Below are 15950 nucleotides of genomic sequence, written 5' to 3'. Positions count from 1 at the left end.
GGCGCTCACCCTACAGTCTTGGGAGGAATGACCGAAGCCGGTTCTTTGTTACCAATACGAACCAGGACCGGCACCAGCGCAAAAGCGATGGCAACTGCTGCCACTCCCGCCAGAATCGCCATTGGCCCGCCCTTGAGCGCGCCATAAACGTTCTGCTGTGCCGCCATGGCAACGACAATCGGAATGTAAACTGCGCTCCAGAATTCAACGCCCTGTTCGGTTTTTCCCTTGAACCAGCCGTTTTTGTTGAGGTAACTGCCGAGCCCGATTAACAGCAGCATCGCAATACCGACGCCGCCGACGTTGGCCGGAATGCCGATCAGCTTGCCAAGCAGTTCGCCGATGAAAATACCCGTCAGGGTACAAAAGGCGAGAAATGCCACACCGTAAATAATCATTGTTGTCGTCCTCAAATTGCATCGTCGAATATTGTTTTTGTTGTTCGAAGCCTGAGTCAGTGATCTAGGATTGGCGGCTTCCCTCCTCACGCAACAGCGCCTGCAGGGTATCGAGCCGTGCACCGTCGAAAGCCATCACGGTGCCCTGCTCGAACACCCGGCGCGCCAGCCCGGTCAACACCGCACCGGGCGGCAGTTCGATCTGTAGACGTACGCCGCGCTCATAAGCGCTTTGTACCGTGCCGCGCCAATCCACCACGCGGCACATGTTGAAAGCGAGGTCGTCGCGCAACGCTTCGATGTGGGTCACCATCCGCGCGCGGCTGCCGCTGAGATAACCCAGGACCGGCGTTTTCAGTGGCACCGTGGCGAAGGCTTCGGCCAGGACCTTCGCCGGCGCATCCAGCAGCGGACAGTGCGACGGCACGCTCACCGCCAGACGCTTGGCCAGCCCGGCGCCATTCACTTTCGCCAACTCGGCGACGGCTTTCATCGCCCCATCGCTGCCGGCAATCACCACCTGGTTATCAGCGTTGATGTTGGCCAGGTAAACCGGCGTGTCGTCGCCGTGAACCCGGGCCAGCAAACCTTCGACCGTAGCCAGATCCAGACCGATGATCGCGGTCATGCCGTAGCCCTGAGGATAAGCCTGCTGCATCAACTCACCGCGCAGGCTGACCAGATGCAACGCATCGCTGAAACTCAGGGCACCGGCCACCACCGCGGCCGGGTAGGCGCCGATCGACAATCCGGCGACGTAATCCGCAGCCACTGACAGCTGCCGTGAGGCCGCCACACCCGCGATCAACAGGCACAGCTGAACGGCCCGCGTCGACTGCAAAGCCGCAGCGGAATCCAGCCGCAAGACATCCTCGCCGAGCACGTCGCTGGCCTCGCTCAGGGTTTCCCGAGGCAAGCGCTGAAGCATGCCCGGCTGCTGCGCGCCCTGGCCGGGGAACACCAACAAGCTGCTCACGCTGCCTGCTCCTGCGGATTCCATGGATCGAGCACCAGACAGGCCTGGCTTGCGCTCTTGAGCAGCACGCGATTCGAAGAGCCGGCCCATTCACGCAAGGCGACGGCGCCAAATGGCGTCTGCAATTGCATGTCCACCACGCACATGGCGGTGTCGAGCGTCGCCAGCAACGCTTGAGCACGGGTGCGACTCAGCGGCTGCGGCGTGCGCAGGATCAGGTCGAGATCACTGCCCTCGTGCAGGGCTGAAAATCCGCTGGCCAGCTCAAACCCGGCACTGCCGCTGACACCCCAGACCCAACCACAGCTATCGAGCAGGGGCCGCAATTGAGCCAGGGCTTTCACCACCGGCAGATCACGGTCGATCACGACATGGCGCAATGCTTCCGGCGTGACCCGACGGGTGATCGACCGGATCGCCATCGACGCCGCGTAACGCTGCTCACGCAGACGGCCACGCAGACCGACCGCGACCTGCCCGGCCGCTGACAATGCACGCCGTACCACCACCGGTTGCCCGGCAAGGACAGACTCGATCACCCACGCAGGCGCATCCGCAGGCAACTGCGCCGGGGTCATCCCCCAGAGCAGGTCGTGGGCCAGCAGCGTGCTCACCACTGCGCCCTCAGCAATTGGCGAACCTGGCTTGAGGCCGCGCGATGGGCGGCACCGAGGCGGCCGCTCAGGTCGCGTCCCTTGGCAGCGACATCGCCGATCGCCAACGTCAGGCACTCAGTCACCCGCGCCAGATCGTTCGCCGAGGGTTGTTCGATCTGCTCCACCGATAAGGTTTCCCAGAGCAAACCGAGGCTGGCATAGCTGTCGATGTCATAGGCCATCGGCGGCACGCTGGCGGCCAGGGTTTCCAGTTCTTCGACACTGCGCAGCGTCACCCGCGCCGCCGAAGCCTTGCCCATGGCATGCACCATCACCCCAGGATCACGCAGGGCAATCAGCCGGTTGGCCTGATAACCGTGGGCAAGAAACGCCCCGGACATGGCCTTGCCCACCAACAAGCCGATCACGGCGTGGCCGGCCAGGCGGGCACGGGCATAACTGTCGGCGGCACCGGCCAGGGCCTGATGGATGCCGAGTGCTTCTTCGCGCCGGCCATAAGCCTGGCTCGGAACGTCGACGATGGCGATCAAGGCACGTTTTTGCGCTTTGTCCTGATCGGCCGTTATGACTTCATCCACCGCTTTGGCCAGGCCCCAACCTTCGAGCAACCCGACTTCGCCGTGACGGGCACGGACGAAACGGTTATCCGGGTCGGCCACCACCGCGATAAACCGAACGGCTTGTTCACCTAAAAATCCATCCGCCACCTTCAGCGAAGCCGGCAAACCTTCGACCGGTTTGGCGCCAGCACTCAAGGCGTTGAACCAGTTCAAGCCTCTCAGGGAATACGAACTCATGAGCGCTCTCCTTGATACAGATCGCGAACCACTGAAGGCTCGATTTGCGGCCCGGCGTCCAGACGCGCCAGCCGTTGCAGGAACAGTTCGGCCTGAGTGCTGCGGTGCTGTGCGGGCAAACCCTGTTTGAGCAATGCGCTGACCTGCTGGCGGATCTGCGCCACGTCGTCCTCGGCGTAGCGATCCACCAGGCCGGTGGCAAACCGTTGCTCGCCACCAGTCAGGCTCCAGATGAACGGACGATCCCGCGAGTCGTATTCCTCAAGCCCGGCCTCCTGTTCGATCACCTGCGGGCCGTTCAGGCCGAGGCGCGCTTCCTGAGTCACCAGCAAGTAGCTGCACAAACCCGCGGCAATCGACATGCCGCCGAAGCAGCCCACGCTGCCGGCCACCACGCCAATCACGGGTTGGTATTGGCGCAGATCGACAATCGCCGCATGAACATCGGCAATCGCCGCCAAGCCGAGGTTGGCTTCCTGCAAACGCACGCCACCGGTTTCCAGCAGCAGCACGGCACGGGTCGGGATGCCGTTGCGGTTGTCTTCGGCCGCCAGCTCCAGGGCACCGGCCAGTTTCGCCCCGCCGACTTCACCGAGGCTGCCGCCCTGGAAAGCCCCTTCGATAGCCCCGATCACCACCGGCAAACCGTCGATGCTGCCCTTGGCAATGATCACGCCGTCATCGGCCTGTGGCACCACACCCTGACGCGACAACCAGGGCGACATGACCCGTTGAAACGGGTCGAGCAATTCGCGAAAGGTGCCGGCATCGAGCAAGGCCTTCGCCCGTTGGCGGGCGCCGAGTTCGACGAAGCTGTGCTTGTGCAGCAGATCTGCGCTGTCAGTCATGGCCGATCTCCTCGAAGCCCTGCTCCAGGCGCAAACGCACCACGCCGGGGGTGGCGCCGAAATCGTGAATGTCGATGTCCATCGCCGGCGGGGTCTGCCCGTCGAACATCCGTGCAAACAGGTGCTGCCAGCGTTGCTCGCTGCCATTGACCGAGGTCTGCACGGTGATGGTCAGCTTGCCGGCCTGACCCGGCTCGATCAGCACTTCCAGATCACCCGAGCCGACACAGCCCACCAGTGTGCGGCCGCGTGGCGGCTGCCCGGCGGGGAATTCAAAGGATAAGGTTTCCATCAAAAAGCTCCCTGATTAAAGCCGTCGCCAGATTCGATGCGGTCGATGAACAGGCAGGCTGCGAGCAGATCGGCAGCACCACCGGGCGAGGCATTCAGCGCGATTAATTGTTGGTCCAGCTCGTGCAAGCGCCGGCGACCGCCGAGGCTGGCACTGCCGCCCGCGTCGAGCACCGCCTGGGCGCCACGCTGCATGGTGTACAGGCCTTGTTCGCCGGCGCGGTAGAGCACGCAGGTGTCGGCCAGTCGGGTCATGATCGCCAGCAGTGCATCGAGCCGGGCGTTCTGTTCGCCATGGCCGGCGGCGCGGCTGCGCTTGAGTTGCGGCAGTGCGCGTTGGGTGACGGCCGGGAAGCCCAACTGCGCTTCTTCCCGGGCACCGCGAGCGCCGTAGCGCTGGGCGACTTGGGCACCATGGCTCAAAGGCCGTGGCGCATGGCGGTCGTCGAGCAAGGCCAGGCGTGCGGCGCGCAAAGCGATGGAACCTGCGCCAGTCGATTCAGGTTCCAGCGCGGCAGCCGCAACCAACAGGCCCAACGCCCAGATGGCCCCGCGATGGGTATTCACGCCGTGGGTGGTGGCGAGCATCGCTTGCTCACCTTCTCGGCCGATCAGCCCGATGACCTCACGCAGGGGCAAACCGATCTCGCCGATCTCGATGGCGACTTCAGCCATTTCCTTGAATGCCGGCCACAATGCCAGTGCCGAGGCGTGCATCAGCCCCAGGTGCAAATCGGTATGGGCGCCGCTGCCGCGTCGGTCCACCAGCGCCGGTTTCGGCGACAGGTCCGCTTCGTCGATCAGCGCGTCCACCGCCAGGTCCGCCAGCCGGTCAGCCAGGGTCAGGGTTTTCGCTTGCAGGTTGAATGCGTGCATTACCAGCTCCTGAATTTGGCGGGCGGGTTGTAGAGACCACCGGACCACTCGACCAGATCGGCCACGCTTTTGGCGGCGAGCAATTCGCGGGTGGCGTCGGTGCGGCGGATACCCAGGTCTTCGGGCAAGGCGATCAGCCCTTCACGGCGCATGCGCGCCGTGTCTTTGGGGTTATGACGCAGGCCGATGGCGGTCACCCCGGCGACGGCGGCGATCATCGCCCGGCGTTCTTCCAGCGAGCGGGCCTTGTAGAGGTAGGCGATGCCTTCTTCGGTGAGCAGATGGGTGACGTCGTCGCCGTAGATCATGATCGGCGCCAATGGCATGCCGCTTTTCTTCGCCACGTCGATCGCATCGAGGGTTTCGACGAAGGTCGGCTTGCCGCCCTCCTGGAAGGTCTCGACCATCTGCACCACGAGTTTTTTGCCGCGTTCGAGCATCGGTTCAGGCGCGTCGCTGTGGCGCATGTCGAGCCAGGCCGGCGTGCCGTGGCGCCGACCACGCGGATCGTGGCCCATGTTCGGCGCCCCACCGAAACCGGCCAGGCGTCCACGGGTCACGGTTGAAGAATGGCCGTCGCCATCGACTTGCAGGGTGGCGCCGATAAACAGGTCCACCGCGTATTGCCCGGCGAGCTGGCTGAACATGCGGTTGGAACGCATGGAACCGTCACGCCCGGTGAAGAACACGTCAGGCCGGGCGGCAATGTAGTTTTCCATGCCCAGTTCGGTGCCGAAGCAATGCACGCTTTCGACCCAACCGCTTTCAATCGCCGGGATCAGCGTCGGGTGCGGATTGAGTGTCCAGTTGCGGCAGATCTTGCCCTTCAATCCAAGGGATTCGCCGTAGGTCGGCAGGATCAGCTCGATGGCGGCAGTGTTGAAACCGATGCCGTGATTGAGCGATTGAACGTTGTGTTTTTCGTAGATACCGCGAATCGCCATCATCGCCATCAGCACGTGCACAGGCTTGATGTGCCGGGGGTCGCGGGTGAACAGCGGTTCGATGTAGAACGGCTTGTCGGCCACCACCACGAAATCGACCCAGGACGCGGGAATGTCGACGCGGGGCAACTCGCTGACGTCGTCCACCAACTGGTTGACCTGGACGATGACGATGCCGTCGCTGAACGCGGCCGGCTCGATCAGGGCCGGGGTGTCTTCGGTACTTGCCCCGGTGTAGATGTTGCCGGCGCGGTCGGCCATGAACCCGGCCGAGAGCACGACGTTGGGGATCAGGTCCACCACCAGCCGCGCATAGAGTTCGATGTAGGTGTGGATCGCGCCGATTTCCAGCAGGCCGTCTTCGAGCAACTGGCTGATGCGCAAGCTTTGCGCGCCGGCGAAGGCGAAGTCGAGTTTGCTGGCGATGCCGCGTTCGAACAGGTCCAGATGCTCGGCGCGCCCGACGCTGGGCATGATCATGTGCAAATCATGCAGCTTGCCGGGATCGGCCTTGACCAAGGAGCGGGAGAGGAAATCCGCCTGCTTCTGGTTGTTGCCCTCCAGCACCACACGGTCGCCGGGCAGAATCAACGCCTCCAGCGCCGCCACGATCTTGTCGGTGGGCAACACCACACCGTCGGCAAGGCCCCGCACCAGTTCGAGACGCCGCTGCTTTTCGCTGCGCCGCCGCGTCCATCGCGAGTCGGGGGATATTGTTGTTGTCATGACCACTCCACGGGTTCGCTGTCGTGGGGTCACCTTAGGAGCGTTGGGTGGGGGGTATCAATCAAGCAGCGTGGTGGATTGTTACGGTCAGGTTAATGGTCCAGGAGCGTTGCGTTCTCAGGGCTGACGACTTCGCGGGCAAGCCCGCTCCCACATTGGATCTGCGGTGTACACAAAACCCTGTGGGAGCGAGCCTGCTTGCAATGGGACCAGTCAGGCCAATCCAGCGATCACAAGCAACTCTTCCAACGCCAGCAAATCCGGAACCCTGGCCACTTGATCACCCACTTGCACCGCTGCTTTTTCCAGCGAGCACAGCGGCACGTCGACATAGCTCAATTGACTGTCGAGCTTGTACGAGCGGGGAATGCCCTGGACCAGCATGGCGATGAATTTCAGCTCGGGGCGGCCGCCGAGGGCGTTGAGGATGACGATTCGTGCGCGCTCACCGATGATGATTTTACTGCCGCACGCCGACTCGAAACTGAGCAGCGGGATTTGCCGGTTGCGCCACGGTACTCGCCCCAGATACCAGGGCGGCGTGTCGAGGTCGAATGCCGCGGGCTGGTAGTCGATCAGTTCGGCGACCGCGACGTTGGGCAGGATCAGGTTACGGTCGGCCAGTGGCAGCAAGAGGCCGGTGAGGTGGCTGGTGCGCTGGTCGATCAGCCGCTCAAGCATGGGTTTTGCTCCATAGGGCGATGCTTTCGAGCAGTACCGACTCCTGGTACGGCTTGCCGAGGTAGTCGTTGACGCCGATGGCCATGGCGCGGTCGCGGTGTTTCTGCCCGGTGCGCGAGGTGATCATGATGATCGGCAGGTGCTTCAAACGCTCGTCGCTGCGCACCAGCGTTGCCACTTCGAAACCGTCCATGCGCGGCATTTCGATGTCGAGCAGCAATACGTCGGGCATGTGTTCTTCAAGCAGCAGCATGGCGTCGACCCCGTCCTTGGCCGTCAGCACGTTCATGCCGTGGCGTTCGAGCAAGCGGCTGGTGACCTTGCGCACGGTGACCGAGTCATCGACCACCATGATCAGCAACGGCCGTTGCGGCTCGCTCTCGGTATCGGGATTCGCCGGACGCTGTGGCACATGGGCTTGCAGGGCGCGGATCGGCGCCAGCAAATCCAGGATCAGCACCACCCGGCCATCCCCCAGGATCGTCGCGCCGGACACGCCCTTCACGGCCGCGAACTGCGGGCCGAGGCTCTTGACCACGATCTCGCGAGTGCCGGCCATGGCATCGACCAGCACCGCGATGTGCCGTTCGTTGCACTGCACCAGCAGCACCGGCAGCGGCAGGTTCTGGCCCAGCAGTTTTGGCCGTGGACTGGTTTTCAGCAGTTCGCCCAGGTAGCACAGTTCATAGCGCTGCCCGGCGTATTCATAGGTCGGCGGGTCGAGGCGGAAATGCCCTTCGAGCTCGTTGGGCAGCACACGGACGATGCCATCGATGGTGTTCAGCGGGATCGCGTACTGATCCTCGCCACATTGCACCATCAGCGCGCGGTTGACCGACACCGTGAACGGCAGGCGAATGCGGAAGTGCACGCCCTGCCCCCGTACGGAATCGATGCTCATGCTGCCGCCCAGTTGCCGGACTTCTTCATGCACGACATCCATGCCGACGCCCCGCCCGGAAATCTGGGTGATTTTCTCGGCCGTGGAGAACCCCGGCTGGAGGATGAATTGCAGCACGTCGCGGTCGCTGATCTCGCTGTTCGGGTCGAGCAAACCGCGCTTGATCGCCTTGCGCCGCACCGCCTCCAGGGGCACGCCGGCACCGTCGTCGCGAATATCGAAAATGATGTCGCCGCCCTCGCGCAACAGATCGAGGGTGATCCGTCCCTGTGCCGGCTTGCCCGCCGCTATTCGCGCCTCGGCAGATTCCAGGCCATGGTCCACGGCGTTGCGCAGCATGTGCTCAAGCGGCGCGGCCATGCGTTCGAGCACGTTGCGATCCATCTCGCCTTCAGCGTTTTCGACGATGAACTCGACGTCCTTGCCCAACTCTTCGGACACCTGACGAACGATGCGCTTCAAGCGCGGCAGCATCCGCTCGAACGGCACCATGCGCGTATGCATCAGGCCTTCCTGCAGTTCGGTGTTGATGCGGCCTTGCTGTTGCAGCAGGTTTTCCGCGTCCTGATTGCGCCGGTCGAGGGTTTCCTTGAGGTCGAGCAGGTCGGAGGCCGATTCGAACAGCGCCCGCGACAGTTGCTGCAATTGCGAGTGACGGTCCATCTCCAGCGGGTCGAACTCTTCGTAACCCAGCCGTTCGGCGTCGACTTGCTGGCGGCTGAGGATCCGACCCTGGGTTTCGATATCGAGTCGACGCAACTGATCGCGCATCCGCTCGATGGTGGTTTCCATCTCGTTCAGGGTGATTTGCGCATCGCTGACCTGCTGCTCGATGCGGCCGCGAAAGATCGATGTCTCGCCGGCCAGGTTGACCAGGTCATCGAGCAGTTCCGCCGAAACCTTGACCATGTCGGCCCCGGCATCGGGCTGCTGCGGGGCTTCGTTTTTTGCGGTGACGGGCAGCGAGATTGGCGCTGGCGCTTCAGGCAGCGTCGGGTGGCTGAAGTTCTTGATCGCGTCGATCAGCCGATCGGCCGGCGGCAAGGGTTCGCCGGCGCGGGTCGCGTCGAGCATTTGCGCCAGACGGTCATGGCTGCGTTGCAGCAGCTCGAACAACGCCGACGTGGGTTTCAGCACCCCGGTGGATAAACCTTCGTAGAGAAACTCCAGCTCATGGGCCAAATCGCCGATCGGGGCGATTTCCACCATACGGGCGCCGCCCTTGAGCGTGTGCAGGTCGCGCAGCAGGGTTTCCACTTCCTGACGATTCGACGGCTCGGCCTGCCAGCGCACCAGCGCCGCACCGGAGCTTTCGATGATGTCGAAACCTTCTTCGAGGAAGATGTCCAGCAGCTCGCTGTCGTGATGGGCCGAGTCATGGCTGGCCGCAGGTTCGATCACATCGGCGTGGCCCGTTTGCCCTTGGCGCAACACGCGGATCGCTTCGATCAACTCGCTCGAGTCGCCCAAGGGCTGGTGCTGTTGCAGTTGCTCAAGCAATTGCGCCAACCGCTCATGGCTGCGTTGCAGCAAATCGGTCAACCCGACGCTGTAGCTGTAACGACGGTCGACCAGGCCTTCGTAGAGGTTTTCCAGTTCATGGGCCAGGTCACCGACCGGCTCGACCTCGGCCATGCGCGCACCGCCCTTGAGGGTGTGCATGTCCCTTTGCAAGGACGACAGCGGCGCGACGTTCTGCGGCTCGCCCAACCAGCGCTGCAAGGCCTGGCCGGCGCTTTCGAGGATATCCACGGCCTCTTCGAGGAAGATCGAAACGATCTCGTCGTCCAGCTCACGTTCCTTTGCAGGAGCGAGCCTGCTCGCGATGGACTCACAGGCGCCGCGTCTATCCTGCGATAACGCGTCATCGTTGACGTCCTTCGCGAGCAGGCTCGCTCCCACAGGGGGCAGGCTGTTTTCGAGTTCGGCGGTGGCATCGGACAGTTCGCGGATGCTCAGGGTGCGGCTGCCGTCGCTACGGATCAGGCCCATGGCCGACGGGTCGAGGCTCTGATCGAGCAGGCCGTGCAAGGCGCGAATACGTTCCGGGCGCGGACTGACTTCCTGGCCGGCAGCCAGTTCATCAAGCATGTTGATCAGCGCTTCGTGGGCACTTTGCGCTTCCTGGAAAAACGCCTCGCTGACCGCCAGGCTGCTTTCTTCCACCGCACCGTAAAGGTCGAGCAAGGCTTCGCATAGCTCATCGACAGGATGCAGATCGGCCAGGTGCGCACCTTCGCCGAGGGTGGTCAATTCATCCAGCAACGCACTGAGTTCCTGGCGTTCGCCAGGGTGTTGCTGCCAGCGTTGCAACAGGCTTTCGGCGTCCAGCAGGATGTCCATGCCCTGGGCCAGAAAGTTGTTGATCAATTGCGGATCGCGCTTGATGCGCAGCCCTGTGCTCGAGGTGTTCGACAGGCTGGCCAGACGTTCGGCCAACACTGCCTGGGTGCGTTGGATCAAGGCCGCCGCGTCAGGGATCTCGGCCAACGGGTCCATCTTCAGTTGGCGCAGGCCGAGGCGGAACAATCCTTCGGCTTCCAACAGCAATTCGACTTCGTCCAGATCCAGGGCGATCTGGTGGGCCTTGTATTCCCGGGCCAGTTGATCCAGCGGCGCGGCCAGCTCGGCAATCGGCAACACCCCGGCCATCGACGCGCTGCCCTTGAGGGTGTGCAAGGCGCGTTGCAGCTCATCGCTGGCCTGCAGCGGCACGTGTTCGGCAGCCTGATCCAGGAAGCGGTTGAGGCTGTTCAAATGGGTTTCGGCTTCTTTGCGGAAGATCTCCAGCAGCAAGGGATCAAGGGCCGCGACGTCCTGGGTATCTTCATCGGCGGCCCATTCCTCGCCCTTGGCCAGGGCATGGGCGCGGGCAGCCAATTGGTCGACGTCGTTGCGCTGGCGTTGTGCACCGGCGGCAAATTCGGCCACCAGTTCCGGCAGCAGCGCCACCACTTCAGCCAACAGTTGTTGCACCGCAGCGCCCGGTACGACGCTGTGCTCCAGCACGCGGTTGAGCAGGTTTTCCACGGCCCAGGCCAGTTCGCCGAGCACCAGCGCACGGACCATTCGACCACTGCCCTTCAGCGTATGGAACGCGCGACGCACTTCCCCCAGGGCTGACGGGTCATTGGGGGTGGCCGACCAGCGCGGCAAGTATTCCCGAAGGATTTGCAGCACCTCATCGGCCTCTTCAAGGAACACTTCGCGCAGTTCGTCATCCACCGGCTCTTCACCGGCAGGCGGCGGCAACAGGCTGCCCGGCGTGGTCAGGGCGGGCGGGTTCAGCGCCGACACCGGGCTGGCCATCACATCCGCCAGGGTCTGGACGATGGCCGGGCCGTCCAGTTCCTGCATCTGCTGCATGACCTGCGCTTCGCTCGGGCTCAACACATCCTCGAGCACCGGCACATGCTGTTCGCTGGGGAAGAAACCGAGTGACGCCAGGCTTTTTTCGGCGATATCGAGCAATGACTCACCAGGTGCTTCCGGGTCATCGTTAAGGCGCTCCAGGTAGTATTCGAGGCTGGCGATAACGTCGGCCAGGCTGTCCAGTTCCTGCCAGTCGGGCTGGCCAGGATCGAGCAGCAGGTGCTCGCGGATGAAGTGATTGCAGGTTTCGATCAGGCTGGCCGCGCGGCTCAACGGAATCATCGCCAGCGCACCGCGAACCTGGGTCAACAGGGCCGGCAGCGCCTGTAAATGCTGACGGTCCCAGTCGGCGTCGATGTAGTCGACGATCATGTCCTTGGCCTGCTGCAGGCAAATGCGCGCTTCCTTGATCACGATCTGGTGAATCTGCGTCAGGTCGGTGGTCGGCAGACGGCTTTCTTCCTGACTCTCCGGTTCCACGGTGCCGACCATGCCGGCCAGCGTCGCTTCGACATAGAGCAAGGCCCCGGCCACATCCATGAGAATCGCGTCATCGGGCGCACGCTGGCCCTGGGCGAGACTCAGCACCACCGCCAATTGGTCAATGATGACCTTGCGCGGCTGACCGAAACCCAGCACCGCCAGGGTGTCGGCGATTTGCCGCAGCGGCGCCAACAGGCTGTCGAGATCGGAAGCGTGTTGCCGGTCGCTGCGCACGAACAGGTCCAGGCGCTCCTTGACCCGCACCAGCTCCTCGCAGAGCGCCGCCAGTACCGAACGCATGGCGTCGCGGTCGGGACCGGCCAGCCGTGCGCGTTCTTCATCGACCATCGCGCTGTCAGGCAGCGCATCGTCCAGTCCGTAGCGATCTTTCATGGTCAGCATCTGCCCGGTGGGGTGTTCGGCTTTGGCAATGTAAAACAGCAAACTCTTGAGCAGCTCCGGCGGCGCCGGTTGATTGATCGCGGACATGCCCTGTTCGAGCAGACGCTTGAGCTCCTTGTCGGCGTCCTTGAACAGGCTGCGCAAGGCGGGGCTGTTGGCAATCGCACCGCCGCGCATGCCTTCGACCAGCGCCGAAGCGACCTGCCACAACGGGCTCAAGGGTGCGGTACCGCACAGGCTTTCGAGACGACTGAATACCTTGGCCAGATAACCGAGGTTAGTCTCGTCATCCTGCTCACGGAGCAAGCCAACCAGGGCCATCTGCAACATTTGCCGCAATTTGCGCAGCACGCTCGGCAGCTCCGCCGGTTCCAGCAGCGCCAGCGATTCTTCGTCCAGCGGCGGCAGATCGGGCAGCTGCGGGCTGAACAGACTGGTTTCCGACAACAGGCCTTCACCACGGGCGCTGCGCAGATCGTTGATCAGCGGCAGCACCACCAGCGGCAAGTCGCGACGCGCGCCCTGGACCCGGTCGAGGTAAATCGGCAATTGCCCCAAGGCTTGCATCAACAGGTGCAGCGCCTCGTCACGGTGGCTGACGCGGTCCTGTTGCATGGCGCACACAAGCTGCTCCATCTCTTCGGCGAGCAGGGCCGCGCCGTAGAATTCGACCATCTGCAAACTGCCGTGAACCTGATGGATGCACGCCAGGCAATCACTCAGCGCGTGCGTCGCCTGCGGATCATCCAGCAGGGTTTCGATGGCGTGATGAGCCTGCTTCAGCGTTTCGGCAATCTCGCCTTTGACCCATTCGAGGGCCACATAGTCGTGCCGATCACCCATAACCACTCCAGTTACCACTTCAGTCAAAATGCCAACGCCCGAAGGCGGTTCAAGCGTTGTCCGTCGCCTGCGCCTGGGCGGCCGGCAAGGTGAAACCGGACACCGACCGCCGCAACTGGCTGGCCATTTTCGCCAGGTTGCCGATGCTCTCGGCGGTGGCGGTGGAACCTGACGAGGTCTGCGTCGTGATTTGCTGGATCACATTCATCGTCAGGGAAATCTGACCGGCAGACGACGTCTGTTGTTGTGCGGCGTTGGAAATACTCTGGATCAGCGCCGCCAGCGTCTTGGAAACCCCTTCGATTTCTTCCAGGGCCACACCGGCATCCTGCGCCAGCCGCGCACCTCGCACCACTTCGGTGGTGGTCTGCTCCATGGAAATCACGGCTTCATTGGTGTCGGTCTGAATCGCCCGCACCAGGGTTTCGATCTGCCGGGTCGCCGCAGATGAACGCTCGGCCAGACGTTGCACTTCATCGGCGACCACCGCGAAGCCGCGCCCGGCATCACCGGCCATGGACGCCTGGATTGCCGCATTGAGCGCGAGGATGTTGGTTTGATCGGCAATGTCATCGATCAGGCTGACAATGTCGCCGATTTCCTGGGAAGACTCGCCAAGACGTTTGATTCGTTTGGCGGTGTCCTGAATTTGTTCGCGGATGTTGTCCATGCCGTGGATGGTGTTGTGCACCACCTCGTTGCCCTTGTTGGCGATTTCCACCGAACGCTCGGCCACCGCCGAAGATTCGGCGGCGTTGGCCGACACTTGATCGATGGACTCGGCCATCTCGTTGATGGCGGTAGACGCTTCGGCGATCTGCTGCGCCTGATGCTCCGACGCTTGCGCCAGATGCATCGCGGTGGCCTGGGTTTCCTGCACGGCGGCCGCGACCTGGCCGGCCGTCAGGTTGATGGTCGCCACCAGGTCGCGCAGTTGGTCCACGGAATAGTTGATCGAGTCGGCGATGGTGCCGGTGAAATCTTCGGTGACCGATGCCGTGACCGTCAGGTCGCCATCGGCCAGGTCCTCGATCTCGTCGAGCAGACGCATGATCGCGTTCTGGTTGCGCTCGTTTTTCTCGGCGGTTTCCCGCAGTTGGCGATTGGTTTCACGCACCATCACCAAACCGATGAGGATGATCGAGGTTAACGCCAACAAACCCAGTACGTAACCGCCAATGGTATCGGTGGTGCGCCCACCCGCCAGGTTTTCGAAACCGCTGGCCAGGTGCGAGGCTTCATCAAGCAGGGTTTGCGACAGGCTGAAAATGTTGGTGGCCGATTCGCGCACCTTGAGCAGTTCGGGCGAGGTTTCGAGGATTTCGTCCACTGAGCCGGAGACGAACTCGAACAGCTCGGAAATCTCGGTCAGTCGCGCGCGCGCATCGCGGTCTTCGACCTGGCTGATCCTCTGCGACACGTTACCCTGAAGCATGCCGTTGAGCACCAGACCGAAACGCGCCGCGTCACGACCGAAAGCATCGGCGGCCTGCTGCGAGTTTTCGTCGCCGGACAATACCGTGTTCACCGCGCCGAGAATCCGTTCAGCCAGCAGCGATTGACGCTGGGCCATCGCCACCTGCCCCGCCGGGGCGCCGCGTTGCAGCAGGATCTCCACCACTTTTTCGTATTCGACCTGCAACTGCGGCACGGTTTCGGCGAGGGTGGCGGCCACCTGATGCAACGACAACACGGTCTGCTCGCTGGAAAGAATGGCGTCGGTGTTCTTCAGCAGGCGTTCCCAATCCAGTTGCACGGCACGCATTTCCGGGCGCACGGTCGCCGGCGCTGGCGGCAGGCCGGTCGCCGGGTCGCCTTTCTTCAGATAGCCCCAGCGCTGGGCAAAATCATTGCGCGCATCGCTGAGCAGCTTGAATGCCGCGGCCTTGCCGGCGGCGGCCTCGGTGGCGTTTTTGGCAATGCGCTGGGACAGCACGCGCAATTCGCCAGCGTGGCCGATGTACTGCTTATCGTAGGTGGCCTGGGTGTTGAGATACGCGAAGTTGGCGAACAGCAGCATGATGAAGATGATCAGTGCGATGAACAGCACGATGATCTGCGACCGACTGCGCGACCCTTCCACTGGCTTGCCTGTTTTTGCTTTTATCATCGGTCACCAACACCCTTTAAAGCTTGCCGAAGTACCTGTGGGAGCGAGCGTGCTCGCGATAGCGGTGGATCAATCGATAGCAATGCTGGCTGTGGGTCCGTCATCGCGAGCAAGCTCGCTCCCACAAGGGTCCACGTTTATACCGCGACGTTCATGAATCCCTGGGATCGCGCCAACGCAAACGGGCTGAACACCCGCCAATGCTGCTCGCCCTGAAAACAGCCTTCGACGAACGCCGCCACCGGCCCCTGCAATTCGTCAGCGGGTACGGCCTCCAGGCTGTCCCGAGCGAAGTGCTGGAGACCGAAGACTTCGTCGACCATCAAGCCGGCAAACACATCTTCGTGCTCCACCACCAATACCCGTCGCTGTCTTCGCGCGGTCGACAGCTCGTAACCAAAAAAGCCACACAGGTCCATGATCGGCAATAACCGCCCGCGCAAGTTGGCCACGCCCTTGACCCAGGGCTTGACCCCGGGCAGTTGCGTGAAGCGCGGCTCGTGCAGCACTTCGCCGACTTCGCCCATGGGCGCGACATACCAGTGTTCGCCCACGCGAAAGCCGATGCCACTCCAGCTGTCCTGCCGGGGCGGCTGGGACGGCAAGTCCGCGGCCAGCAGACGACAACGCTGGTCGATCTGCAGCAGAAGCTCGAAGGCGGTCAGTGACTCGCTCATGGCTGGAC

12 protein-coding genes are annotated in these 15950 nt (G+C 63.0%); all 12 read right to left on the bottom strand.

The window, feature by feature from the left end; genetic code table 11:
- Window positions 1-5 precede the first annotated feature (5 nt).
- On the bottom strand, window positions 6-398 hold the full coding sequence (madL, locus tag ACX3YF_RS09130) for a malonate transporter subunit MadL (RefSeq protein ID WP_448647569.1): 393 nt from the start codon (window positions 396-398) through the stop codon (window positions 6-8).
- A 64-nt stretch (window positions 399-462) separates the two neighbouring features.
- Window positions 463-1374: a malonate decarboxylase subunit epsilon gene (gene mdcH / locus ACX3YF_RS09125; protein WP_130206629.1), complete on the bottom strand. Its 912-nt coding sequence runs from the start codon at window positions 1372-1374 to the stop codon at window positions 463-465.
- A complete protein-coding gene (locus ACX3YF_RS09120) occupies window positions 1371-1991 on the bottom strand; it encodes a malonate decarboxylase holo-ACP synthase (protein WP_458973656.1) in 621 nt (206 codons plus the stop codon). The genes mdcH and ACX3YF_RS09120 overlap by 4 nt, the downstream gene beginning before the upstream one ends.
- The gene (mdcE, locus tag ACX3YF_RS09115) at window positions 1985-2788 is read right to left on the bottom strand and encodes a biotin-independent malonate decarboxylase subunit gamma (RefSeq protein ID WP_458973655.1); all 804 of its coding nucleotides are present in this window, start codon (window positions 2786-2788) and stop codon (window positions 1985-1987) included. The genes ACX3YF_RS09120 and mdcE overlap by 7 nt, the downstream gene beginning before the upstream one ends.
- Window positions 2785-3636 carry a biotin-independent malonate decarboxylase subunit beta gene (locus ACX3YF_RS09110; protein WP_458973654.1) on the bottom strand — a complete coding sequence of 284 codons (852 nt, stop codon included), beginning with the start codon at window positions 3634-3636 and terminating at the stop codon, window positions 2785-2787. Before ACX3YF_RS09110 ends, mdcE begins: the two co-directional genes overlap by 4 nt.
- The gene (locus ACX3YF_RS09105; protein ID WP_034147532.1) at window positions 3629-3928 is read right to left on the bottom strand and encodes a malonate decarboxylase subunit delta; all 300 of its coding nucleotides are present in this window, start codon (window positions 3926-3928) and stop codon (window positions 3629-3631) included. The genes ACX3YF_RS09110 and ACX3YF_RS09105 overlap by 8 nt, the downstream gene beginning before the upstream one ends.
- Window positions 3928-4803 carry a triphosphoribosyl-dephospho-CoA synthase gene (locus ACX3YF_RS09100; RefSeq protein WP_458973653.1) on the bottom strand — a complete coding sequence of 292 codons (876 nt, stop codon included), beginning with the start codon at window positions 4801-4803 and terminating at the stop codon, window positions 3928-3930. The genes ACX3YF_RS09105 and ACX3YF_RS09100 overlap by 1 nt, the downstream gene beginning before the upstream one ends.
- Window positions 4803-6473 (bottom strand): malonate decarboxylase subunit alpha, encoded by a 1671-nt coding sequence (mdcA, locus tag ACX3YF_RS09095; RefSeq protein WP_130206641.1) that lies wholly within the window; start codon window positions 6471-6473, stop codon window positions 4803-4805. Before mdcA ends, ACX3YF_RS09100 begins: the two co-directional genes overlap by 1 nt.
- 213 nt (window positions 6474-6686) lie before the next feature.
- Window positions 6687-7154 (bottom strand): chemotaxis protein CheW, encoded by a 468-nt coding sequence (locus tag ACX3YF_RS09090; RefSeq protein ID WP_448647574.1) that lies wholly within the window; start codon window positions 7152-7154, stop codon window positions 6687-6689.
- Window positions 7147-13155: an Hpt domain-containing protein gene (locus ACX3YF_RS09085; protein WP_458973652.1), complete on the bottom strand. Its 6009-nt coding sequence runs from the start codon at window positions 13153-13155 to the stop codon at window positions 7147-7149. The genes ACX3YF_RS09090 and ACX3YF_RS09085 overlap by 8 nt, the downstream gene beginning before the upstream one ends.
- 49 nt (window positions 13156-13204) lie before the next feature.
- Window positions 13205-15265, bottom strand: a complete 2061-nt coding sequence (locus ACX3YF_RS09080) for a methyl-accepting chemotaxis protein (protein ID WP_130206647.1) — start codon at window positions 15263-15265, stop codon at window positions 13205-13207.
- Window positions 15266-15402: 137 nt separating this feature from the next.
- Window positions 15403-15942 carry a chemotaxis protein CheW gene (locus ACX3YF_RS09075; RefSeq protein ID WP_458973651.1) on the bottom strand — a complete coding sequence of 180 codons (540 nt, stop codon included), beginning with the start codon at window positions 15940-15942 and terminating at the stop codon, window positions 15403-15405.
- Window positions 15943-15950 lie beyond the last annotated feature (8 nt).

This window comes from Pseudomonas fluorescens group sp. PF-69 (assembly GCF_054481235.1).
The sequence above is the reverse complement of the archived record's forward strand: the minus strand, read 5'-3'. Positions and strand labels throughout refer to the sequence as shown.

Bases quoted from the DNA above. Each gene is read 5' to 3' on its own strand.
- madL (WP_448647569.1), bottom strand. From the start codon at position 398: ATGATTATTTACGGTGTGGCATTTCTCGCCTTTTGTACCCTGACGGGT.
- mdcE (WP_458973655.1), bottom strand. From the start codon at position 2,788: ATGAGTTCGTATTCCCTGAGAGGCTTGAACTGGTTCAACGCCTTGAGT.
- ACX3YF_RS09110 (WP_458973654.1), bottom strand. From the start codon at position 3,636: ATGACTGACAGCGCAGATCTGCTGCACAAGCACAGCTTCGTCGAACTC.
- ACX3YF_RS09105 (WP_034147532.1), bottom strand. From the start codon at position 3,928: ATGGAAACCTTATCCTTTGAATTCCCCGCCGGGCAGCCGCCACGCGGC.
- ACX3YF_RS09100 (WP_458973653.1), bottom strand. From the start codon at position 4,803: ATGCACGCATTCAACCTGCAAGCGAAAACCCTGACCCTGGCTGACCGG.
- mdcA (WP_130206641.1), bottom strand. From the start codon at position 6,473: ATGACAACAACAATATCCCCCGACTCGCGATGGACGCGGCGGCGCAGC.
- ACX3YF_RS09090 (WP_448647574.1), bottom strand. From the start codon at position 7,154: ATGCTTGAGCGGCTGATCGACCAGCGCACCAGCCACCTCACCGGCCTC.
- ACX3YF_RS09085 (WP_458973652.1), bottom strand. From the start codon at position 13,155: ATGGGTGATCGGCACGACTATGTGGCCCTCGAATGGGTCAAAGGCGAG.
- ACX3YF_RS09080 (WP_130206647.1), bottom strand. From the start codon at position 15,265: ATGATAAAAGCAAAAACAGGCAAGCCAGTGGAAGGGTCGCGCAGTCGG.
- ACX3YF_RS09075 (WP_458973651.1), bottom strand. From the start codon at position 15,942: ATGAGCGAGTCACTGACCGCCTTCGAGCTTCTGCTGCAGATCGACCAG.